The organism is Paenibacillus sp. J2R1T-4 (assembly GCF_059692235.1).
This window is the reverse complement of the sequence record NZ_JCAUBA010000010.1, coordinates 216914-238771: the sequence shown is the minus strand read 5'-3', so window position 1 is coordinate 238771 and position 21858 is coordinate 216914. Positions and strand designations below refer to the sequence as shown.

Here is a 21858-nt window from a genome sequence, read left to right as displayed (position 1 = left end):
AGGTCTCATTATACCTTTGTCTCTTGTCGCCCATCGTTAACACCTCTCGGTTTTGGTATATTCATTATCTGTTTACCGAGTTATGGGTGTCCACTTTTTATTCTAGGTGCATCTATTCCCTTATTCTTGAAAAATCGGGTGTAAATTACCAATAAGGGAACTCAACTCCCTAATTTGTTTTATGGGGGAATGTAGCATGTTTGATCACAAGCTCAAGCAGGATCCACATAAACAAACACGACAACGTCAAATAGCCAGAATCGGTCAAATCGGGCTTAAGCTGCTTGCATTCGATCTTGACGGGACGCTGCTTAATCAAAGCGGTCATCTATCTGGTGAGAATCGAAAAGCGATCGAGGAAGCCCGCGAAAGTGGAATGGCCATTACTTTAGTGACGGGCAGGCATATTTCGAAGGTGCGGCCATTGGTTGAGGAATTGAAGCTGAATGTGCCATTCGTTACTTCGAATGGGTGTGAGGTGTGGACTTCGGAAGGCGAGCTGTTGTATCGCAGCTCATTAGCTCATGAAGAGCGAAGATGGCTTCACCGAATGGCGCTCGATAACAACTTATCGTACCGCGCTTATTGTGTTGGCGGCGTATATGATTGGAAAGCCGATGCAGGTGAAGTAAAAGAGACGTCATCAAGCTGCTACGTAGATGAGGAGTGGTTGAAAGTGCTAGTCAGCGATGCAGGCGGTGTCGATCGCAGCGCAGGACAAGCTGGCTTAGCAGACGCTGCCGCAGCCAAAGCGGCACAGCCCCGTTGCATTCGCGGGCTGTACGAACAGCTGGCGGCGGACCCGCGTTTCACGCTGGCCGCCTACAGCTCCGATCCGGCGCAAATCCACCGGATCGACGTGCACCCCGCCGGCGTCGACAAAGCCGCCGGCCTGCAAGCGGTGTGCCGCCTCTTAGGCGTCACCGCTGTTCAAGTCGCCGCCTTCGGCGACGATACGAACGACATCGCCATGCTGCGCTGGGCCCAGCTAGGCGTGGCGATGGAGCATGCGCCTGCGGCGGTAATCGACTCGGCGAACATCGTTGCGCCGCATCACAACCGCGATGGCGTAGCGGTCGTCATCCGCGAACTGCTTGCGCTCCGCCTGTAGGATGCCAATATAATTTAGGTTTGTATGAGTTTTGCTTAATATGTACTAACATGCTGCCCAATCTTACTCCTCTTTCAAGCTCCGAATGGACTCCAGGACACGCAAGTGCTCCTCATTCAATCGATCCAATAAAATACGATGATCATCCGAAGCAGGCTTATCTTCTAGAGCAACCTCAAGCTCCGTTGCAGCGGCCAACAGATCCAAAGCAGACAGATTCCCTGAAGCGCCTCTTAAAGTATGCAGCATCCGCTTTGCAACCTCCATCTCTCCCTGCTCAATGGTTTCGTTCAAATCGGTTACGAAGTGATGGTACTCTTTTTCGAACTTTTTTAACAAGTGAATCAAGATCATGACTTTCCCATCCAGACGATGAAGAGCTTGACCTACATGAATCCCGTTAAGACTAGGAAGCGCTGCTGCTGCCGCAAGCGATAGCTGCGGATTGGACCCTATCCCGGGCAATGATCCCATCGTAGCTGGTTCGGGAGTTAACCATTTACGCACCGTAAGTCTCATGACTTCCACATCAATGGGTTTCGTAATAATATCATTCATTCCGATCCGATAAAAAGTGTCTTGATTGGATTTGATTACATTAGCGGTAAGTGCAATAATCGGCATATCGTCATAATAGGTATTCGCCCGGATTCGTCTTGTCGCTTCATACCCGTCCATTTCGGGCATATGAATATCCATTAATACCAAGTCCCACTCTCCCTGCTGCAGCTTTTGCAGCACTTCAAGCCCGTTGTGAGCGACTTCTACCTTATACCCCCACTCCTTCAACAATTCGGTGGCAACCAGCTCATTTATCTCATTATCTTCAGCAAGCAGAATCCGGCCGGCTGATTTTTTACTCGGCACTTTCGTTTCTATAGCATGAGGATTCCGATTTGGTGAAGCATATGTTTTTGGGTCATCCAACACGGCCTGAAGGGCATCTAATAAGTTGTAACGGCTGATAGGTTTTACTAGTGTCGCATCCGGCCGACTAGCTGCCTCAAGTCCGATTAATTCCTCACGACCATACACAGACGTCATCGCGATTGTCAAGGTATCGGTCATCATAGCTGCTTCTTTTAGCGCTTGCCAGGTGTCGATCCCGTACATATCATCCATTTCCATATCCGCCAGAATAAGTGCCCAAGAATCGTTCGGATCCGTATGCGCAAGTGTCATCATAGCATCCTTCCAGGATTTGACGCGTACAGGCTGCAGCTGAAGCCCTCCCAGAGCCGCCTGGAGCTGTTCGTACACAATAGCGGAATCCTCGAGCACCATGACCCGTAAACCTTTATGACTCCGGGCCAGGTGATAGGGCTCTACCTTAGCATCTTCCGGCAGCTGGAAGTGAAGCTCGAATGAGAACCGGCTTCCTTTTCCCAACACACTATATACGGACAGCTCCCCTCCCAAAAGTCCAATCAAGCTCTTCGAAATGACTAGGCCGAGACCTGTCCCTCCGTATTTACGGCTTGTCGAGCCATCCGCTTGGGAAAAAGGTTGAAATAAATGACCGATCTGTTCTTGCGAAATCCCGATTCCGGTATCTTCTACCTCAAAACGCAGCCTGAGCTCTTTGCTAGACGGCTCCCGCCATTCAGGACACACTTTGGTTATGCGAAGCGTAACTAGTCCTTTGTCTGTGAACTTTATCGCATTCCCGCATAAATTAAGCAGCACCTGCTCCAGCCTCAAAGAATCCCCAATCAGGACATCCGGCATTCCATCTGGTGTATCCATAACAAACTCGATTTGCTGCTTTCCCATAAAGATAGATATAGTTCCAGAGAGCCTCTGGATCATGTCCATAAAATAAAACCGCTGCTCATCTAATCTCAGCTTGCCTGCTTCTACTTTGGAGAAATCCAGAATCTCATTAATAATATGTAACAGCGCGTGTGAGGAAGATTGTATTTTTTTCAAGTAATTTTGCTGATTGGCCGTTAATTGTGTCTTCCCTAGCAGCTCGGTAATTCCAATTATCCCGCTGAGGGGGGTTCTGATCTCATGGCTCATTCTTGCCAGAAACTCGCTCTTCGCCAGATTAGCTTCATCCGCTTCTTTCTTCTTGATAATGTCTGTCAAATCATGAATTGTACATGTAAGGCTCGTGAACGAAGCGTCCGCCCCGAACACCGGAGAGAGCGTAACCGAATAAGTACTGTTGAGAGCCGTGCTTAGCGGCAGCTGGATATCGAGCTCAAAACGGATCCTTCGGCGTTCATGCAAAGCTCTGTTGAAATATTGTTCCCATTCCTCTTTATGCTTGCTGCTGAAAAGATCGACAAATGTACGGCCTATTATATGCTTGAAGGGGATACCCAGCATATCCACGATTTTCTGATTCGCCGAGGTAATCACTCCCTGTTCATCGAATCCGAATATCATATCCTCCAGGCTATCCACTAATGTTCTATATCTCAGCTCATTCTCCACCAATGTTTTTTCTGCATTTTTGCGTTCAGTAATGTTCACTCCTCCACAGATGACTTCTTTGACTTGTCCATTTTTCGATAGAATGGGCTCCAGGGTCACTAAGGCCGTATACCCTTTGAAAGTAACTTCGAACATCACTCTTTCCCCGCTCCAGGCTCTCTCGTAGTGTCCGAACATATACTTCGCTATATCTTCCGGCAAATGCATGCCAGAGACATACGGTTGCCCCACTATATCCGCTGGAACGATTCCGATCTGGTAGAGCAGCTGACCTTCCGCCATTGTATGTATAAACCGGCCTTGCTCCTTGCGAAATTTGAATGTGAACCCAGGCTGCAGATGCAAAATATCCAGCAGCTCCTTCTGCACGTTCTGCACTTGCTCAATCAGTCCATTGGAATGCTTCAAATGATGCAGGAAAGCCGCAACAAAAACCCCGCACAAAATATTCATTAGCAGGAATGGAAGGACAATATCGATAAAAGAAAATGAAAATATAAGGGACAGATCCACGACAAATATCACGACGAAGACGCTCAGGAAAGCTGTCCATTTTTTGCTGTAGGCAGGCACTTTGTTGCTAATGATACCTGCGCTAACCGCAACAAGGACACCCGTGATCACGGCAGGTAGACTGGAGGAGAAATCCATGATCATTCTTCCCATTACGATAAGGAGACACGCTGTGAGTGAAGCAGGTAACCCCCCTAGTGCTGCGGCCGCAAATACGGTTTGATGCCTGAGATCCAACATGTTATTGCCTTCGATATGGATACCTGCAAACAATAGCACGATGCCGAATACTCCCATGATGCCGCCGATCATCAACTTGTAACGCAGAAGGGCTCTAGTCTCCGAATCCGCTTTCAAAAACCATTGACCGGCGAAAAATATAAACACGGTCAACAAGGCAATATTGACGAACAAATCTCGAATCAAGGTGATCCCTCCGTTATGTCTGGTCAGTGAATGAATGCTTCTCGTTAGCATAAAGGATAAATATTAGGCAAGTACTAAGAATTTAAATTTTATTTTCATCTTATTTTCATCGTGTCCTTATGTTTATTTAGTAGATTAAAAGGGTACAAAGTAACGAAAGGATGATGACAATGATGAACACAGCTGTAATTTCTTTCAAGAACAAATCGATTCCTGTCCATCAGTATGGTACCCCTGCCGGCCTTAAACGACTAAACGATAAACTTACAGAATTAGAATATAACTTTGAATTCCGCAAAAAATTCAAACAAATCTTATCTATTCAACTGATGAGCCAAGTCGCAATCTTCCAATACCGCGACGGGACTAAGCTGTATCTGGAAGTATCCTGAAGGCGCAGGCGGAGCAACCGCTAGAACAGCAGCGCACCGGCGCAAGCAGCTAAGGCTCCTCCAATGAGGGAGCCTAGCACGTTGACGGCGTCGTTCCCGAGGAACGGCAGCCCGCGGGCGTGCACTGTCGGCGCGCCGCAATGCTCGCGCGCCTCGACCTCTCGGCCGCATACGCGGCAGCGGTTCATCCGCTGCCACGCGGCCCCGAGGGCGGAGTCCGCCAGCGAGCCGGCGGCTCCGCCGAGCGCGCCCAGCATCAGCAGTTGGCCGAGGCCAAATGCTGATGCGCTTAGCGCGGCAGCACTGGCTGGGTCACCTCCAGCCAGTGCTGCTTCCAGCTGGTGCAGCGCCCAGGCTGCTGCACCGATGAATAGACCGCCAGCTGCCGTGGCGGTAAGACCAAGCAGGGTCACGCCTCCGGACGTGCCCTTCAGTACTTTGCGCCCGGTCAGAATGGACCGAGGCGCTGTCTTGCTCAGGCTGCCGATCTCCGTCGCCCACGTATCCGCATTGACCGCAGCGAGCACGCCAACAAAAGCCGCATACCAGACTGGGTGCGCCCAGATTGCATGGCCCACGCACAACAGCAGAGCCAACCCACCATTTGCCCACACCTGCACGGCATCGCGATGACCCGATTTCTCGAATCCGCTCTCCGCTGACTCCTTTGCTCTTTGCTTCCACTTGGACAGCAGGGTCGAAGAGAGAAAGAATGCGATCAGCGTACCGAACCAGGCCGCACTCCCCCACGCATACAGCAACGTCCCCAGTACGATAGCGGAGATAGCTCCAGAAGCCGTCAAAGACCTTTTCGCATAAGCTGCTCCAGCAATCAACCCACTTCCAATTAGACCTATCCACCAACTATTATCCATCATTCCCGCTCCTGTTCTGTCCGATCTATCTGTGCATTGTAATATCCCGAATCGGTTTGCGTGCTTACCCCTGCTCTTATGTACTCTACTTGCACATTCTATTGTTCCCATTATACCAAAAGCAATCAACAGAGCCACAATGATTCAACTCTACTAGACGATCATTTGGGCATATAGTATAGTAAAAAGGTAGGATAAATATTTCCTTTTACTGGTTAAAAGACCTATCCCCGCTAACAGTTTCTTAACATTTATGAGGATTTTAGGCGATAGGAATTATTAATAATGTTAGACTCGTTCGAATCTTTTGTAACGGAACAGTCAGTTGACGTACATATTGTTGATTTTACGCGAAAAAGTGGAACTTGAACCGAAAGTACCGCAATATATTAAGATCGTATGGGGCGTAGGATATAAGGTTCAACCTTAAAGGTGTGAATAAGCGTCATAAAATGAAGATGGGGCGAGGAGTGTTATCGTGCACGAAACTTATGAATTTGATACCCCCCGGATTAAGCGAGACCTTGATTCGGAAGAGCTTCTCCAGGTCATTCTTAGCTACGCCGCCAAAATTGCCAACGAGCGCAATCTCGACAATGTTCTAACGTTAATGGCCGATATGGGCAAAGAAATCGTCGTCGCCGATCGATGTACGGTGTGGCTTCTTGATTCACAGCGTGGGGAACTATGGACCAAGGTTGCACATGGTGTGTCTGAGCTGCGTATCCCTTTTGGTGCCGGACTGGCTGGGCACAGTATCGCTACGGGCGAGCCCATTTTTATCGACGATGCCTATACGAACATTCCTTACAGGGAAGTATTAGTCAATGGAGCACTCAAGACCGATCAGATTACAGGATATTCGACCAAAGCCATGATGGTCATCCCATTCCGTAATAACAGCGGGGAGATCATGGGCTGCTATCAGGCGATTAATAAAATGACACCGAGCCAAGTGTTTTCAGATAAAGACCTGCGTAATTTGACGCTTGCTGCTTCTTATTCCGGTAAGTCCATTGAATCTGCCATGCTTGCTGAAGAAATTGAAGAAACACAGAAGGAAATAATATTTACGATGGGTGAGATCGGAGAAAGCCGCTCCAAGGAAACGGGTAATCACGTCAAGCGTGTAGCCGAATATTCCTATATTCTCGCTCAGGCACTAGGAATGAGCCAGGCCGATTGCGAGCTGCTTAAGATGGCCTCCCCTATGCATGATATAGGAAAAGTGGCAATACCTGATTCCGTCTTGAAGAAGCCGGGTAAGCTGACGGAAGAAGAATACGATATTATGAAGACTCATACCGATATTGGCTACAACCTGCTCAAAAATTCCAAGCGGCACATCCTCAAAACAGCAGCTATCGTAGCCGAGCAGCACCACGAGAAGTGGAATGGCAAAGGGTATCCGCATGGATTAGCCGGAGAAGATATTCATATTTTCGGCCGTATTACGGGAATTGCCGATGTGTTCGATGCCTTGGCTAGCGATCGGGTGTACAAAAAAGCCTGGGAACTGGATCGAATTCTGAATCTGTTCAAAGAAGAACGCGGCCACCATTTCGATCCGGCAGTCGTTGATGCCTTTATGGAATGCTTACCCAAGATACTGGACATTCGCGATCGATACGCCGATAATATTTTGGAGCAGCAGTCGAGTTAAGTGTTTCTAAGGAAAACTCTGGAGCAGGCCATCTAGAGGTCCTTGACGGTTGAGTTCAGATTGGCGCGTGGGAGGGCATAAGGGATGAGTTACGATTGCTTTCTACTTGAATTCTTGGATTATATTATTATATGGTGAGCATTCAAGTACAAAGGCAACCACTTCGTTTCTCCACTCCATCCCCACGCCCTTTTTGTGCTTCTTTCTCTCTGGGAGTTACGTTCTGCCTCCAGGTTTGCTGCAAGAACATCTTCAAATCGGTTCTGATACCCAACGACAATGTTAGATGTATAAAAATTCGACATAGACGACTAAAAATGACTCTTTTCAGCTTCTAGATGTCGAAGAATTGTACATCTAAAGCTGCATTTGATCGGAATCGGCCTTATTTCACCCCAATTCTTGCCCTTTTCAGGTCTAGATGTCGAAATTTTATACATCTACAGCTGAAAACAGGCTCAATTTACCTATCTATGTATAATTCTTCGACATCTACTTTAGCTCATTAAAGCAATTTCCACTCATTCAACAACCATTCATCTCCACTATTTTACGTCCAACTCAACCTGCTAAATCGTTCGACCCCCGGAGCCCATTTTAACAGGACTTTTCCCGCATATTTCACTCGTTCGGCTCCCGGAGTCCATGTCATCACACAACGAAAGAACCTGGCCAATGGCCAGGTTCTTAATTATTTGTAAGTTGCTCACCCGTTCAAACGGACCGTGCTAGCTCCCCACAATTCGGATCCCCAACGAAGCTCGAGCAAATCGCCATCCGCTACAGCTCCTACACCTTCAGGGGTACCAGTATAAATAATATCGCCCTTACCGAGACCGAAGTGACGAGCCGTGAAATCGACAATCACCTGCAGGTCGAAGATCATATTCTTCACATTGCCCCGTTGAACTTCAACGCCATTCTTCTGCAGAGTGAAATCTTCCTCTTGCACAGCAGCGAAGCCTGGGAATGTACGGAACACGCTAATCGGGGCTGAGTGACGGAAACCTTTGGCAGCAAGCCATGGGTGGCCTTTCTTCTTCAGCTCCGCTTGGACATCCCGAAGGGTAAAGTCTATACCGAGCGCATAGCGATCAACCAGCTCATCTACACGGATACCTGCCTCGTAAGGGCGGGCAATATGAATAATGAGCTCTGCTTCATAGTGAATTTCGCCAGAGCCGCCGGGTAGCACGATATCACTGCCATCCATAGCAATTAACGCATGAGTCGGCTTCCCGAATAACATCGGTTGGTCCGGAACGGCGTTCCCAAGCTCCAATGCGTGAGCCTTGTAATTTCTTCCGATGCAATAAATATTTTTGATTTGCTCCAACATTTTCTCTTGTCCCCTGCCTATCTTCGAATGATTGACACAAGTCTACTTTTTACGAACCATGCCATCCTTATCCACGATTGCTCCGAATGAAATACTGGACAGCCGCTCGAACAATTTAATGCTCTCTGGTTGCTGCATAATTTGCGGCAGAGCCCACTTGGTCAACACAGGGACCATCTTCAACTCACAGCCATCTTGCTTCGAGCAGGAAGCTTGGAGCACGGTAGAATCCCATGTTTTGGGCGCATCGGATCTAGTCGTGAACAAGAAATTACCCAGGCTATAGGCAATCCACTTTCCCTTGTAAGACTCAAAGCCTTGCAGGACATGCGGGTGTCCGCCGATAATCAGGTCCGCTCCCGCGTCAATGTATTTTCTTGCGTATTCTTTCTGGTAAGCCTCCGGCAGATCATTACGCTCCACTCCCCAATGAGCAATTACGATTACAATATCCGCCATACTTTTGGCTTGTCGAATCGATTCGAGAGGCATCTCCAGTGCATATGTGTCCGCTACTCCTGGCCGATCCTTGCCATCAGGATATTTACCAGCCTTCCAATCAGCAGTAGGAACCACTTTACTGAAAGAAACAAAAGCAATCTTCATCCCTTTCTTCTCGATCACAACGGGCTGGAACGCTTCTTTGACATTGCGGCCTGCGCCTACCCTCTTCAGACCGGCTTTATCCAGATTGTCGAATGTATCTAACAAACCTTCTACTCCATAATCCAAAATATGATTGTTCGCCAGATTGACCAGATCGAAGCCCGCTTCCTTGAAAGCCGGTAAAGCTTCAGGAGGTGATCGGTACACATACTCTTTCTTCTGCTCGTCACCGCGTTTCGTTATCGGACTTTCGAGGTTAGCAATAGTAAGATCAGCCTCTTGCAGAAAAGGCTTTACACTCGAATAAGGATAATCGAAACCTTTGTCCTGCAATATGTACTCAACGGTGCTTGCGAATATCACGTCTCCCACGAAGGACAGCCTCACCCGCGAGTCATCACCAGGCCATGTTACTGCACCGGTGTTGCCCGTCCCGCCGCTCGAATTCCCATTTCCGCCAGGTGCAGGGGTAGTAGTGGTTGTTGGAGCTGGAGTAGGAGTTGCACTGGGCATGGCAGTCTCTTTACTGCTATCTGGTAGCTTAGGGCTGCTGGGACTTGGAGTGATACTTGGCTTATTGTCCGAATTGGTTCCGGGACTAGGCTTAGCCAGAGTCGGTTCTGGTTGGGCGGTCTGCCCTCCCGGATCACGATTCGTCATCGCCCACACCGTTAGAATGAATACGGCTAACAGGAGCAAGGCTGCATAAGGCACAAATTGTTTACGTCCCCATATACGGGTTTTTTGTTTGCTGTTCTTATGTCTTTCTGTTCTGGATTCTCTCATCTGTAACTCCCCATCGTCGAATATCATAGTCTATTATAGCAGATTTCGATAGATTAGAGGCTACAATACGTTACGTAACAGTTGCATCATTTGTTCTGATAGTTTCCCCGGCAAAGCTTATTAATGGTCTCGACATAAAATTCGCGTTCCCTCTCCTGCACTCTTGCGCTTAGAGTCTCAACCGTATCTCCTGCCAAGACGGGCACTTCACTCTGTGCAATGATCGGTCCCTCATCATACTCTTCATTTACCAGATGAACCGTAATGCCTGTAACCTTCTCGCCTGCTGCCAGAACCGCTTCATGAACAAACATCCCGAACATGCCGTGCCCGCCGAACTTAGGAAGCAAGGAGGGATGCGTATTAACCACCTTATTCGAGTAACGCCCTAATGTCTTTGGACCTAACTTCTTCATATACCCTGCGAGAACAATCCAGTCCGCATCCTGTTCAGATAAGGTTCGCAAGATTGCTTCATCCAGATCCTGCTCGTCCGGATATGCTTTTGAGCTTAAGTGGAAGGCCGGTACATCGTGGAGTCGAGCCCGTTCCAAAGCGTAGGAGCCTGAATTATTGCTGATCACTGCACATACTTGAGCTTCCAGAATACCTGCTTGGCATGCATCAAGAATAGCTTGGACATTCGAACCATTATGTGACGCGAAGAGAGCTATGTTCGGTTTACTCATGAGTAGTTGTGATCTCCAATCTTTTTTGAATAAGCAAGGCGGCACACTCGTAACATTGAGCAAGCTCCTCCCTGGACACTTTTGCAGGATTATGCTCGAACGTGATGTGGAACTTGTCGCCCAGTCGAGATAAATAATCCAGATAGTCATTTTGTTAAGCTTCTCCGAACAAATTACCATAGTATGGATGTTTTGTCTTGCGTTTTATTGGACTATATTTCCGTTCCTATTGCATGATCCGCTGTCTAACCTGTTGGACGATATTGTCCTTCAGTCGCACGATGTCACTTATCAGGCCTTCACTCTTATGTTTATATTCACTGCGCAGCTCAGAAGCCTGCATCGCAGCCAGATTGATGTCCACTGTAAGCAACGCGGATTGAGCTGAAGCCTCGAATAGTAATGCCCCAATTCCTAGATCGGAGATGACGTTCTTATTGGCAAGAGGCGCTAACACTTCCGTTACTCTCAATGCCTCTAGACACACTTCCATCAAACGAAGAGGTATAGAAACAGCTTCCATGGACGCTGTAAGAATTGCTTGCTTGCGTATTTCTTTTTGCTCCTCTGTCACTTGGGGTAATTTCATTGCTGTCATGTACCGCTCAAAGGAAACAATATCTGCCTCGAGTAAATCCTCGCAATCCCTATCCGTTTGTTGTAAATGTCTTAAAGCATCGTCCACTTGTTCTGATATCGAGCTGAACCTCGCACCAGTAGAAAAGTTAGCGGCCATTGCGGCCATGGAAGCACCTAACGCACCTACAAGTGCTGCTATGCTTCCTCCCCCTGGTGTCGGTTTTGCTGCACTCGCTGATTGCAGAAAAGATCGAATACTATGATCCAGCTGCGGCTGATTGGTCTCACTCATCGTTCATTCCTCCCTGCACTTCCATAGTTGCTTTCATTTCGTATGCCTTTAGCACATTTTCGAATAAGATCGCGGTTGTCAGCGATCCCACGCCGCCTGGTGTAGGAGTAAAGGCCGCAATAATCTCACCTACTGAAGCCTCAACATCTCCGACGATTGAACCATCAGGCAGCTCATTGATGCCTGCATCAATAATGACATGACGTTCATGAGTCATTTCTTGGTTGATAATCCCCGGGGAGCCGACCGCTACGAAAACGAGGTCTGCATGTGCTAGGTGATGCTTGATATTCGGTGTTCTAGAATGACAGACAGTGACTGTTGCATTTTCTCGCTGTAATAGATGAAATAGCGGCATCCCGACCGTTTGTCCACGGCCAACTAGAGTTACATTGCGACCCTCTAGTGGATATCCGTAATGTTGGGCCAGCATAATACAAGCTTGTGGTGTTGCAGGTACAAGACCTGGAGCACCTGTGAGCAGTGCCAGCTTATTTGCTGGAGTTACGCCATCTACATCCTTGCAGGGAGACAGCAATTCTGTTATTCGTGCCGTAGCAATATGGCGCGGTAACGGCAGCTCCAGCATGATGCCATGAATGGAACGATCTTCGTTCAATTGTTGAATACAATTAATCAACTCTGTCTCCAAACATGCCGGGCTGAATTCATATAAATGAAATCCAATCCCAAGCCTTTCCGCAATTCGTCGCTTGGCCTGCACATAATAAGCCGAAGCTGGATCGCCTGTTACCAGGAGCACAGCCAGATTAATCGTCTCATTCTTCTGCCGCAGCAGCTCAAGCTTACCTTTTACAATTTCATAACGTTCCTCGGCAACAGCTTTTCCTCGCAATTGAATACTCATTCCTAATCCTCTCCTTCATTGTGTGAGATGATCCAGAAACACAAAAAAAAGCATTCCAAGTTGACGGCTTCCTGCATTAGCAGGCCTCAAGTCAGCTCCAAATACTCTACCCAGGCGAACGGTATTATGACAGTCAGGGCTCCCCCGTGGTACTCCACGCTTCGCCAGTTACCCAGACCGTAATCGTAAGTATGTCTTATGTAATACCCATACAATACCAAATAACTTGTATGATTGTCCATCGTTAATGCTATAATAAAGCATGCATCATGGAACACCTGGAGGCAACTTAATGGCAAACTGGAAACTTAATCTGATCGTACTATGGTTCGGTCAGTTTTTGGTAATGGCTGGAATGACGATGGTTATTCCTTTCTTACCTTTATATATTCAAGAATTGGGCATTACGGATCCGAATAAAGTATCCTTCTGGGCAGGCTTAGTGTTCGCCGGAAACTTCATCACTTCGTTCTTTTTCCAGCCGTTATGGGGAAAGTTAGCCGATCGTTATGGACGTAAGGTGATGCTGCTTCGATCCGGCTTCGGGATGGCTATCGTCATGGCCTTAATGGGACTGGCAGGCAATGTGTGGCACCTACTCTTCTTGCGTATTCTTAACGGCACGATTGCTGGGTACGTCCCGGCGGCTGTTGCCTTAATGTCAGCGACTGCACCTAAGAATCGTATGGGCTTTGCAATGGGGACCCTCCAATCAGGAGGAGTCGCCGGCACGATTCTGGGTCCTTTAATGGGGGGACTGCTAGCAGAGTGGATTGGCTTCCGTCCCATATTCTACATTACGGGCGGATTGCTCTTTATCGCATCGATGTTAGCGTTATTCGTCGTCAAAGAGAACTTCAACCTGGCGGATGCTGCAAGGAAACCAAGTGTCTCGATTATTGCAGGGTTCAAGGAATTAAGCGGGATTCCGCAATTAATGGCGCTTTTCACCGTCACCTTGCTTATTCAATTCTCCTTGTTAAGTTCGATGCCGTTAATGCCATTGTTCGTGCAGGAGCTTCACGGCAAGGGTGAATATCTAGCTTTCTTCGCCGGATTAGTCGGGTCAATTACAGGCATCTCTAATATGATCGCCTCTCCGCTTCTAGGACGATTGGGTGATCGTATTGGGCAAGTCAAAATATTGCTATTCTCATTAATCGGTTCGGCTCTTACATTCATCCCGCAAGCATTGGTGCTGAATGTATGGCAGCTCTTCGCCGTTCGTTTCATGCTCGGGATCTTCATGGGAGGGCTGCTCCCTTCCGTTAATGCGTTAATTCGTAAATTCACGCCTGATGGGATGGAGAGCCGCGCCTATAGTTTCAACAGCAGCTTTCTCAGTCTGGGTAACATGATTGGACCAATCGTTGGGGGAGCATTATCCGCTTTTATAGGCATCCGAGGTATTTTCTATATCGCCAGTGCGCTGTTAGTTGTGAATGCCGTCTGGGTCTATCAGACATTAGTTCGAAAGAAAGACAACCTTCAGAAGGATGTCAGGCGAACTTGATTTGACTTGACTGCACCTGAGCAATTTGTTCTCGGCTAGCCGAAAGCCGGATCAAGCGTCTTACTCTGCGTAAGTCAGCGCTTGACTTCCCATCTGTTCCCAAGCCTCAATGAAGGCTTGTTTCCCTACTTGCTGCCCCTTTCTCGCATCCATAGGGTTATTCAAGTAAACATATTGATCATCAAATCCTACAATCACCACGCAATGTTCATTTAACGAGGCCGATATTTCCTTGCCTTCGGGTGTCAACCAGGTTATCTTTTCATTGGCAGGGTAGAAGGAGTCTGTGTTCCATACAATAACTGGTTTACCTGCGGCAACAATCTTCTCGATTTCAGTAAAATCTTGTCCGCTTAAAATAAGCGCGCCAGGCTCGTATAAGGCTTCCAGTGTCTCAGCAATCGGATTTACATAAACCCCATATCCCATCGTATTGCCTGTAATATCTCCCACGAATCCCGCATCGGGATCCCCCCATACCTGAATTTCACCATTTTCACCCTTTTCTATTGGTGTAGGATCCACAGGCAGAAGGCCGATAAGATCCATCTTATCGACAGGAATTTGCATGAAATTCAGCAGCATCGCAAGACTGGTAATCTCGCAGCCGTTATATAATTCTGGAAACTGATTCATTGCAGGTACATCAATAATATTGCTTGGAATCTGATAATCTGCAGCCTCCGTAATAGTCGTCTCGAATATCGCAGTATTCTCTGTGTGGCCAAAGGGGATATAAGGAACTTCATTAACAAGCGATGTATTCTCCATATGGCTGAAATAGATCCCCGCCTCTTGCTGTCTTTCTTCTCCTAGATAGGGGTATCTGATCAACAGCCAAATGAGAGTAAGAACTCCTATTAAGAGACTCATGGATTTGATCTTCATCTTCATCATACTCACCTCCGTCAAACATAACTAACAGTACTATATCTAATTACTCTTCATTAAACTTTTAAGGCCAGCATAATCACATACACGCTTCCTCTACTATAAAACAAAAGAGGCCCGTAATGGACCTCTTTAATTAATTTATTCAATTGTTGCCTTCCGTTTCGGTTCCATCTTATCTACCAACTCTAACGAGGCCAATGGATCACGATCTTCCGACTCGTCAGATTCTATAAACCTCCTTAGAGCTTCCATCTTATTATCCCAAAACCGGTCAAAGAAGGCTAACCAACGTTTCAGCTCCAGCAGGGGATCAGGATCCAATCGATATCGGGTCTCCCTACCTACCTTCCTTTCCTTAACAAGCCCCGCTTCAGCCAGTATGCGGAGATGCTTGGACACCGCTGTACGAGTCATCGAGTAATGTCCGCTTATTATCGTGACAGGCATCTCTTTATCGACCAGTAGTCTCAGCAAGCTGCGGCGGGTTGGATCAGCAATGGCCTGGAAGACATCATGCTTCTGCACAGGCGCTGCCATCTCAGGCTTCGACATAGTTGCGAAGAGCCACCGTCAGGCCGCTCCAGCCACCAGACATTTTCTCACGCACAATCGCATGTGACTCGCCGAATTCAGTAACACTATCTGCATCCCAACCTGAATGGATGAGAGTAAACTCTGTTGTTCCTTCCAGATCGACAAGTTCAAAGGTTAGCGTCCAGTCCTTCCCCCATGTGAATGAAAGCCGATTCGGAGGATCCAGCTCCGTTACTTTGCAAGGGGAATCGCCGAAAGGTCCTGCATTTAGAACGAATTCATACCCATTAACGGGTTCAAAATTGTTCGGCATGAACCAGGCTGCAATTCCTTCAGAAGTAGCGACAGCATTCCAGACTTTCTGAATGGGAGCTTTGAGCACCAATGTTTTGGTGATGTCTTCCAACGTAGTTTGTTTGTTATTTCCCATCTGTTAATTCCTCCGATAAATATTAATTGTTTGCATTTACGAAACCATTTGGTTTCTCTTTTCATTATACGAAACCATTTGGTTTCGTGTCAATCACTAAAGGCTCCCTCTCATTCACTTCTCCATTCCTCAGGCAATAGTCGCTGATACTGGGGGTGCAAATACCGGTCATCCACGAGCATTAGAATACCTCGATCTTGTTCTGAACGGATTAACCTCCCGCCTGCCTGCAGAACCTTATTAATACCTGGGAACACATAGGCATAATCATACCCATTCCTCCCTGTACTCTGAAAATATTGCTTGATAATGTTGCGCTCCAATCCGATCTGAGGCAATCCTACCCCTATCACCGCTACGCCAATAAGCCGATCTCCGACCAAGTCGATCCCTTCCGAGAATATGCCGCCCATCACGGCAAACCCAGCCATGGTATTTGTATTACTCGCATCGAAGGAGGATAGAAACTGCTCCCGTTCTTCCTCTGTCATTTCATTATGCTGCAATAAAGTTCGGATCTTAGTCCCTCTCTCTTCCGCTACAAAAGCCTCATAAACACTATTCATATATTCGTATGAGGGGAAAAAGAATAAAAAGTTCCCTTTACTATTCTCAACAAGTTGAAGCAGCAGCTCCACTAATGGTCCCTTGGTTCTTTCCCGATCATGGTAACGCGTAGATAAGGGCTGAATCGATACATCCAGCTGTTCCTTCGAGAATGGTGATGGTATCGATAACTTGTAATCCTCAGGACCCGCTCCCAACATATCCATATAATAGGAACCTGGCGATAATGTCGCTGAGAAATAAATATGGGATCTATAGCCTTTACCCATTTGTTGCAGCAAATAAGAGGGATCCAGACAGAACAGCTTCACACGAACATCATTTCTGACAATCTCGTAGTACGTAACATACCGCTCATCATATAACTTATCAGCCCTTAAATAGGCTTGGGAGGCATAGTAAGTGTCGAGCAGCAGAGGCAGTGTCTGATTCGAAGGATAGACAGCTAGTTGCTTCTCGGCTTGCACAACGAATGCTTCAATGAGCCCGCTCAATAACTGAGGCCGTTCTTGGACAACGTAAAATTTGTCTGAGAACTCTTTTCGGCAAGCAATGAAATAATCATTCACAGCTTTTGCCGCCTGATGAAGCTCCGAGTTCACTCCCTTAAAGGCGCGCACAACTTCCAAGAAATCAGATTTGACAAGAGCTGCGGAGAACATCTCCCTCGCACGATCTACTAAATTATGTGCTTCGTCTACAAGGACTGCCGTTTGTTTCTTCTGTTCGGCGAATAACCGCTTCAAGGATATCCGTGGATCGAATATATAATTGTAATCGCAAATGACCGCATCCGCCGCATAAGAAACATCTAATGAGAATTCGAACGGGCAGACGGTGTGCTTGCGGGCATAGCTTTCAATAACGGGCCGTGTGATCAGTGTTTCATTAGATAAAATATCTAGAACAGCAGTATTGATCCGATCATAATACCCATCCGCGTATAGGCAATCTTCCTTCCTGCAGCTTACTTGTTCTTGAAAACATATTTTGTCCTTTGCTGTGAGCGTGACGGTATGAAGGTGTAAGCCCTTGGACTGCATCAAAGAAAAAGCCTCTTCGGCGGCAGTTCTCGTAATCGTCTTGGCGGTTAAATAAAAAAAGCGCTGCAGCAGTCCTTTTCCAATAGCTTTGATGGTCGGGAAGGTAGTAGAGATTGTCTTGCCTATACCGGTCGGAGCTCTTGCGAACAGCTTGCAGCTGTCGTCGATGCTTTTGTATACCCCGGCCGCGAGCTTTTTCTGACCCTGACGGTAAGCAGCGAATGGAAAAGACAGAGCTTCGATGCTTTGATCGCGCTCCAGCCTGTGTTGGAACACCATCTCTGCATAAGGAGCGTACTGTTGTATAGTCTCCAGAACGAATAACTCCAATTCCTCAAAGGTTGCTTCTATTGTGAACCGCTTCTGTTCCTCCGTCTCCACATGGACATAGGTTAGTTGTACAGCCATTCGCTCCATTCCATGCTCTCTAGCATACATATAGGCATAACATTTAGCTTGCGCCCAGTGCACAGGGAACCGGTCTTCCGTTATATGATCAAGGTCACTCGCAGTTGATTTGATTTCTTCGATTGTCATCAGATCGTCAGCCTGTAACAGCCCGTCGCATCGTCCATCCAACACAAATACAAGATCCTTGTATGGAATCTCGGCGGACAAGTAGACCTCCTTCTGATCTTGCTCCCTATATTGCTTCTGTATTTTCTGATGTGCCCTGGTTCCCTCTATAAGCGAGCCCGTTGTGCGGAATCCAGAGTCAATACTACCGCTCATGAATACATATTCGACTAAATACCGAACGGATAATGGAATCGTATTTGACATAATAGCCCCTTTAATAGGATGAACGAACATTTGTTCCTTCATTATAGCAAAAAAAGCTTCCCATCAACAATGATGATGGAAAGCTCGTATAAGAGAAATGAAATTAACGCGACAAGCTTTTACGCATTAGCCACAAGAAATAAGGCGCACCAATTAACGCTACCACAAGTCCAGATGGTATTTCCTTCGGTGCCAAAGCTACTCTTCCGATCAAATCTGCCAGCACGAGCAGAACAGCGCCCATCAACGTGGACAGCAGCAGCAATCGCTTATGATTGTAACCGCTCAACATCCGTGCCGCATGCGGGGCGAGCAACCCAACGAAACCAACTGTCCCGACGACAGCTACAGCAGCGCCTGCCAGTGCAACGGCTATGGCTGCAGCAAACAGCCGGGTCTTATGCGCATTAATCCCTAATCCGCTTGCAGATTCGTCACCCAACCCTAGTAGATCCAGCTTCCGGCACAATAACCAGGCTAGCGGAAGCAGTATGATCGGCCATATCACAAGCTGTGACAAATCACTCCAACCTCGTGCGTACGTGCTGCCAGATATCCACGCCAGAACCACAGCTACCTTCAAGCCTGAGATGATGACCAGTGCTTGGATGATGGCCGTGCCGAATGCCGACACTGCAATTCCTCCCAACGCTACTCGGATCGGTTGAAATCCTCCTTTACGGGCGATCAAGTACACGATAGAAGCAGCTGCCAATGCTCCAACAAATGCTGCCGCCGGCAATAAAGCAACAGGCATCTGCGGCCAGGCAATTAAGAGGAGCAGAGCTCCTACACCCGCGCCCGATGTCACCCCCATTATGGAGGGGTCAGCCAAAGGATTACGCACCACGCCTTGCAGCAGCATCCCGCTTGCGGCTAAAGCTGCTCCCGCCAATGCCGCAACCAAGGTACGGGGAAGTCTCAAATCAATTATGATGCTTTTGGCAAAATCAGAGCCTCCGCCCGTTAACAAAGCGAACAATTCAGCAGGACTAAACTTCAAGTCCCCAAGCGATAGAGCCAATACAATCGAACAAATGAACAGGACAACGGTACCAGTCATGAGCCATTTGAAAGGGATGCGTCTGCGGGCAATGCCGACATTCATATCATGCTGACCCGTAGAGTCCGATCGCATCTTAATCGTTCTTATCGTCAGCCATATGAGGAAAGGCGCTCCAATCAAGGCGGTAAACGCCCCTACAGGCAGGATGCCGAACTTCTTCATGAACAGCTGCACACACACATCAGCTGATAATACGACAACCGCTCCCCATATAAGTGACGCCGGGATCAGAACCAAATGACGGCGAAACCCAAGAAGCCGAATCAAATGAGGGGTAATAAGTCCAACAAATCCGATTGGACCTACTACACTGACCGTAACAGCAGCCAGGAACACAGCCGTCAATAAACCAATAAGGCGTGTACGAGCGACCCTCTGTCCCAATGAACGCGCAGTATCATCTCCGAGCGCTAATATATCCATGGAAGGAGCCAGTGTCAGAGCAATACCTGTACAGATTGCTATCCAAGGCCAACTGAACAAGAACCCGCTCCAGTCATTCTGAGTCAACGTTCCAGAGCCCCACAGGAAGAGACCTGCTGTCTGGTTCTCGTAGAGCAGCTGCATCGCTCCTGTAACGGAAGCAAAGATCATAGAGACAGCCATCCCGGCCAAGGCCATTCTTGCGGGAGTGGACTTCATACCGCCTGCAAGCAAATAAGCGAGCAAAGCTGCAAGTATGCCTCCAAGGAGGGCGACTAATAGCGAGAAGCCCTGCAGCATGGAAGGAGCAAATACAGTTGCTGCAACAACAGCGGCATAAGCGCCTGCGTTAATCCCGAGCGTAGAAGCAGAAGCCATTGGATTGCGAGTAAGAGATTGAAGCAGCACACCGGCAACTGCCAATGCTCCGCCAGCCAGCACGCCCATCATAGCGCGAGGCATACGCAAGTATCGAACCATATTATGCTCCAGTGAATCCGTTGGGCTAACAATCGCTTCGAATACGGTGCGAACCTTCAAATCCGCTTGTCCAAGGCTAATATCAATCAAAAACAAGGCAAAAAGCAGGAGAGGGCCCCCAATAAATACAAAGGCCGCTAACACTGCTTGTTTTCCATTCCACATCTTCACTCTTTTGCTCGCTTGAGCTCGTATCATACTCATTTGCTCAACAGGTCAGCTGCCTGATTAGCGAACACTTCTGCAGATAGAGGACCGCCGAACAACCATGTGCCTCCGCCTAAGGGGTAAGTCCGATTTTCTTTTACGAATGCAAGACCTTTCCACACAGGATTATCCTTCAATTGGTTCGTAAAAATATTATCTTTGTCGTTCACTACATAGAGGAAATTAGCTTTCTGGATAGCGGGGAGTGCTTCTACAGTGCTTTCCGAATACCCATACATTTCAAACTTGGTTGATTGGAACGCATTTTTAAGGCCTATCTTCTGAAGAATCTCTGCAGCCATAGACTGATTGGTGAAAATACGTATGGCTGGAATGTCTTTGGAGGTGAAGGCTTGAGCCAATGCGAACTCGGAACCTTCCTTCTTAGCCGCCTTAAGCTTCTCGGCTGCTTTGGTAAATGTAGCGTTCATATTCTTAAGGACAGTCTCGCCCTCTGTCTTCTTGTCCAATGCATCGGCAATGGATTTCAATGTATCTTCCATCTCCTGATACTGGCTTCCTTTACCTTCTGCCGGATACGGTTCATATAACAATGTAGGGGCAATGGCGGTCAGCTTGTCATAGATCGCTTTGTGCCGGAAGCTTACCCCGATAATAAGATCTGGCTTCAAGCTGGCGATCTTCTCTAAGCTTGGCTCTTGACGTGTTCCGACATCAACGACATCGGCTCCCAAAGCAGGCTTCACGTTTACCCAGCTTTTGTAACCAGTAATGTCGGCTACGCCTGCAGGTTGAACGCCTAGTGCCAAAACGTCTTCAGCATAAACCCATTCCAGGGCTACAATCTTTTTAGGTGTGCCTTTAATTTCTGTTGTGCCTGCAGCATGCTTGATCGATTTCGTTGCTGGCGGAGCAGCAGGGCTTGCTGAAGCCGATGGCGATGATGATGGAGCAGCAGTGGCTCCTGGTTGCTTGGTTTCTTCCGTTTTGCTTCCACAGCCTGTGACAAATACTAGTGCGAGTGTAAGCACTAAGGAAACGGATTTAAATACTGATGACATAACAATAACTCCCCCATATTCTTGATAATGATTCTCAACAACCCTTATTATATTGATACTGAGAATCATTGTCAATGATAAAAATACTGATATAAAGACAGAAAGAGACCCACGGCCATTGGCTGTGGGTCTTCAAGGTTTATATATATCAAAAAGGGGGTTGAGACTTATTATAGAGGTTGTTTCTTAAAATAAGATGAAAAATACATTTCATTTGTATTACAAAATTGCCAAGCCTAGAGATTACATTTGGAACGTTATGGACATCTTAAGGGCATAGAAAACAATCCTACAACATCAGACACGGAGGAATCC

Annotated in this window: 17 protein-coding genes and 1 riboswitch; of the genes, 4 read left to right on the top strand and 13 right to left on the bottom strand. The window is 47.5% G+C overall.

Features of this window, described 5'->3' with window-relative positions:
- Window positions 1–196: 196 nt before the first annotated feature.
- The gene (locus AC58QD_RS18430; RefSeq protein WP_497335868.1) at window positions 197–1111 is read left to right on the top strand and encodes an HAD family hydrolase; all 915 of its coding nucleotides are present in this window, start codon (window positions 197–199) and stop codon (window positions 1109–1111) included.
- A 63-nt stretch (window positions 1112–1174) separates the two neighbouring features.
- Here AC58QD_RS18430 and AC58QD_RS18425 read toward each other — a convergent pair whose 3' ends face one another.
- Window positions 1175–4492, bottom strand: a complete 3318-nt coding sequence (locus AC58QD_RS18425; protein ID WP_497335866.1) for a response regulator — start codon at window positions 4490–4492, stop codon at window positions 1175–1177.
- Between the two features lie 170 nt (window positions 4493–4662).
- Between AC58QD_RS18425 and AC58QD_RS18420 the strand changes: the two genes are divergently transcribed.
- Window positions 4663–4884 (top strand): hypothetical protein, encoded by a 222-nt coding sequence (locus tag AC58QD_RS18420; protein ID WP_497335864.1) that lies wholly within the window; start codon window positions 4663–4665, stop codon window positions 4882–4884.
- Between the two features lie 20 nt (window positions 4885–4904).
- On the opposite strand, the gene AC58QD_RS18415 is transcribed toward AC58QD_RS18420, so the two are convergent.
- Window positions 4905–5759: a DUF92 domain-containing protein gene (locus tag AC58QD_RS18415; RefSeq protein WP_497335900.1), complete on the bottom strand. Its 855-nt coding sequence runs from the start codon at window positions 5757–5759 to the stop codon at window positions 4905–4907.
- Window positions 5760–6237: 478 nt separating this feature from the next.
- Between AC58QD_RS18415 and AC58QD_RS18410 the strand changes: the two genes are divergently transcribed.
- Window positions 6238–7422 carry an HD domain-containing phosphohydrolase gene (locus AC58QD_RS18410; RefSeq protein ID WP_497335862.1) on the top strand — a complete coding sequence of 395 codons (1185 nt, stop codon included), beginning with the start codon at window positions 6238–6240 and terminating at the stop codon, window positions 7420–7422.
- A gap of 706 nt (window positions 7423–8128) precedes the next feature.
- Here the strand turns inward: AC58QD_RS18410 and AC58QD_RS18405 are convergent.
- The 5 genes from AC58QD_RS18405 to AC58QD_RS18385 all read right to left on the bottom strand — a co-directional run bounded on the left by AC58QD_RS18405 (window position 8129) and on the right by AC58QD_RS18385 (window position 12581).
- Complete coding sequence (locus AC58QD_RS18405; protein ID WP_497335860.1) at window positions 8129–8761, bottom strand: fumarylacetoacetate hydrolase family protein; 633 nt, start codon at window positions 8759–8761, stop codon at window positions 8129–8131.
- A 42-nt stretch (window positions 8762–8803) separates the two neighbouring features.
- The gene (locus tag AC58QD_RS18400) at window positions 8804–10153 is read right to left on the bottom strand and encodes a CapA family protein (protein ID WP_497335858.1); all 1350 of its coding nucleotides are present in this window, start codon (window positions 10151–10153) and stop codon (window positions 8804–8806) included.
- Window positions 10154–10239: 86 nt separating this feature from the next.
- Window positions 10240–10842 carry a phosphoribosylglycinamide formyltransferase gene (purN, locus tag AC58QD_RS18395; RefSeq protein ID WP_497335856.1) on the bottom strand — a complete coding sequence of 201 codons (603 nt, stop codon included), beginning with the start codon at window positions 10840–10842 and terminating at the stop codon, window positions 10240–10242.
- A gap of 226 nt (window positions 10843–11068) precedes the next feature.
- Window positions 11069–11713, bottom strand: a complete 645-nt coding sequence (locus tag AC58QD_RS18390) for a cyclodeaminase/cyclohydrolase family protein (protein ID WP_497335854.1) — start codon at window positions 11711–11713, stop codon at window positions 11069–11071.
- Window positions 11706–12581, bottom strand: coding sequence for a bifunctional 5,10-methylenetetrahydrofolate dehydrogenase/5,10-methenyltetrahydrofolate cyclohydrolase (locus tag AC58QD_RS18385; protein ID WP_497335852.1), 876 nt, complete (start codon window positions 12579–12581; stop codon window positions 11706–11708). The genes AC58QD_RS18390 and AC58QD_RS18385 overlap by 8 nt, the downstream gene beginning before the upstream one ends.
- Before the next feature lie 101 nt (window positions 12582–12682).
- A riboswitch (ZMP/ZTP riboswitch) is annotated at window positions 12683–12763 on the bottom strand.
- A 110-nt stretch (window positions 12764–12873) separates the two neighbouring features.
- Here AC58QD_RS18385 and AC58QD_RS18380 point away from each other — a divergent pair.
- Window positions 12874–14094, top strand: coding sequence for an MFS transporter (locus AC58QD_RS18380; protein ID WP_497335850.1), 1221 nt, complete (start codon window positions 12874–12876; stop codon window positions 14092–14094).
- Window positions 14095–14154: 60 nt separating this feature from the next.
- Here AC58QD_RS18380 and AC58QD_RS18375 read toward each other — a convergent pair whose 3' ends face one another.
- From AC58QD_RS18375 to AC58QD_RS18350, 6 genes are all read right to left on the bottom strand, one after another.
- The gene (locus tag AC58QD_RS18375; protein ID WP_497335848.1) at window positions 14155–14991 is read right to left on the bottom strand and encodes a C39 family peptidase; all 837 of its coding nucleotides are present in this window, start codon (window positions 14989–14991) and stop codon (window positions 14155–14157) included.
- A 135-nt stretch (window positions 14992–15126) separates the two neighbouring features.
- The gene (locus AC58QD_RS18370; protein ID WP_497335898.1) at window positions 15127–15525 is read right to left on the bottom strand and encodes an ArsR/SmtB family transcription factor; all 399 of its coding nucleotides are present in this window, start codon (window positions 15523–15525) and stop codon (window positions 15127–15129) included.
- Between the two features lies 1 nt (window position 15526).
- Window positions 15527–15952, bottom strand: coding sequence for an SRPBCC family protein (locus tag AC58QD_RS18365; protein WP_497335846.1), 426 nt, complete (start codon window positions 15950–15952; stop codon window positions 15527–15529).
- Between the two features lie 110 nt (window positions 15953–16062).
- Window positions 16063–18345, bottom strand: a complete 2283-nt coding sequence (locus tag AC58QD_RS18360; RefSeq protein ID WP_497335844.1) for a helicase C-terminal domain-containing protein — start codon at window positions 18343–18345, stop codon at window positions 16063–16065.
- 103 nt (window positions 18346–18448) lie between these two features.
- Entirely contained in the window at window positions 18449–20518 is a 2070-nt protein-coding gene (locus tag AC58QD_RS18355) for an iron ABC transporter permease (RefSeq protein WP_497335842.1), read from the bottom strand.
- The gene (locus AC58QD_RS18350; protein WP_497335840.1) at window positions 20515–21543 is read right to left on the bottom strand and encodes an ABC transporter substrate-binding protein; all 1029 of its coding nucleotides are present in this window, start codon (window positions 21541–21543) and stop codon (window positions 20515–20517) included. The genes AC58QD_RS18355 and AC58QD_RS18350 overlap by 4 nt, the downstream gene beginning before the upstream one ends.
- Between the last annotated feature and the right edge of the window lie 315 nt (window positions 21544–21858).

Coding starts and splice junctions, on each gene's coding strand:
- AC58QD_RS18430 (WP_497335868.1), top strand. CDS start 197: ATGTTTGATCACAAGCTCAAGCAGGATCCACATAAACAAACACGACAA.
- AC58QD_RS18420 (WP_497335864.1), top strand. CDS start 4,663: ATGATGAACACAGCTGTAATTTCTTTCAAGAACAAATCGATTCCTGTC.
- AC58QD_RS18415 (WP_497335900.1), bottom strand. CDS start 5,759: ATGGATAATAGTTGGTGGATAGGTCTAATTGGAAGTGGGTTGATTGCT.
- AC58QD_RS18405 (WP_497335860.1), bottom strand. CDS start 8,761: ATGTTGGAGCAAATCAAAAATATTTATTGCATCGGAAGAAATTACAAG.
- AC58QD_RS18400 (WP_497335858.1), bottom strand. CDS start 10,153: ATGAGAGAATCCAGAACAGAAAGACATAAGAACAGCAAACAAAAAACC.
- purN (WP_497335856.1), bottom strand. CDS start 10,842: ATGAGTAAACCGAACATAGCTCTCTTCGCGTCACATAATGGTTCGAAT.
- AC58QD_RS18390 (WP_497335854.1), bottom strand. CDS start 11,713: ATGAGTGAGACCAATCAGCCGCAGCTGGATCATAGTATTCGATCTTTT.
- AC58QD_RS18385 (WP_497335852.1), bottom strand. CDS start 12,581: ATGAGTATTCAATTGCGAGGAAAAGCTGTTGCCGAGGAACGTTATGAA.
- AC58QD_RS18380 (WP_497335850.1), top strand. CDS start 12,874: ATGGCAAACTGGAAACTTAATCTGATCGTACTATGGTTCGGTCAGTTT.
- AC58QD_RS18375 (WP_497335848.1), bottom strand. CDS start 14,991: ATGATGAAGATGAAGATCAAATCCATGAGTCTCTTAATAGGAGTTCTT.
- AC58QD_RS18370 (WP_497335898.1), bottom strand. CDS start 15,525: ATGGCAGCGCCTGTGCAGAAGCATGATGTCTTCCAGGCCATTGCTGAT.
- AC58QD_RS18365 (WP_497335846.1), bottom strand. CDS start 15,952: ATGGGAAATAACAAACAAACTACGTTGGAAGACATCACCAAAACATTG.
- AC58QD_RS18360 (WP_497335844.1), bottom strand. CDS start 18,345: ATGTCAAATACGATTCCATTATCCGTTCGGTATTTAGTCGAATATGTA.
- AC58QD_RS18355 (WP_497335842.1), bottom strand. CDS start 20,518: ATGAGTATGATACGAGCTCAAGCGAGCAAAAGAGTGAAGATGTGGAAT.
- AC58QD_RS18350 (WP_497335840.1), bottom strand. CDS start 21,543: ATGTCATCAGTATTTAAATCCGTTTCCTTAGTGCTTACACTCGCACTA.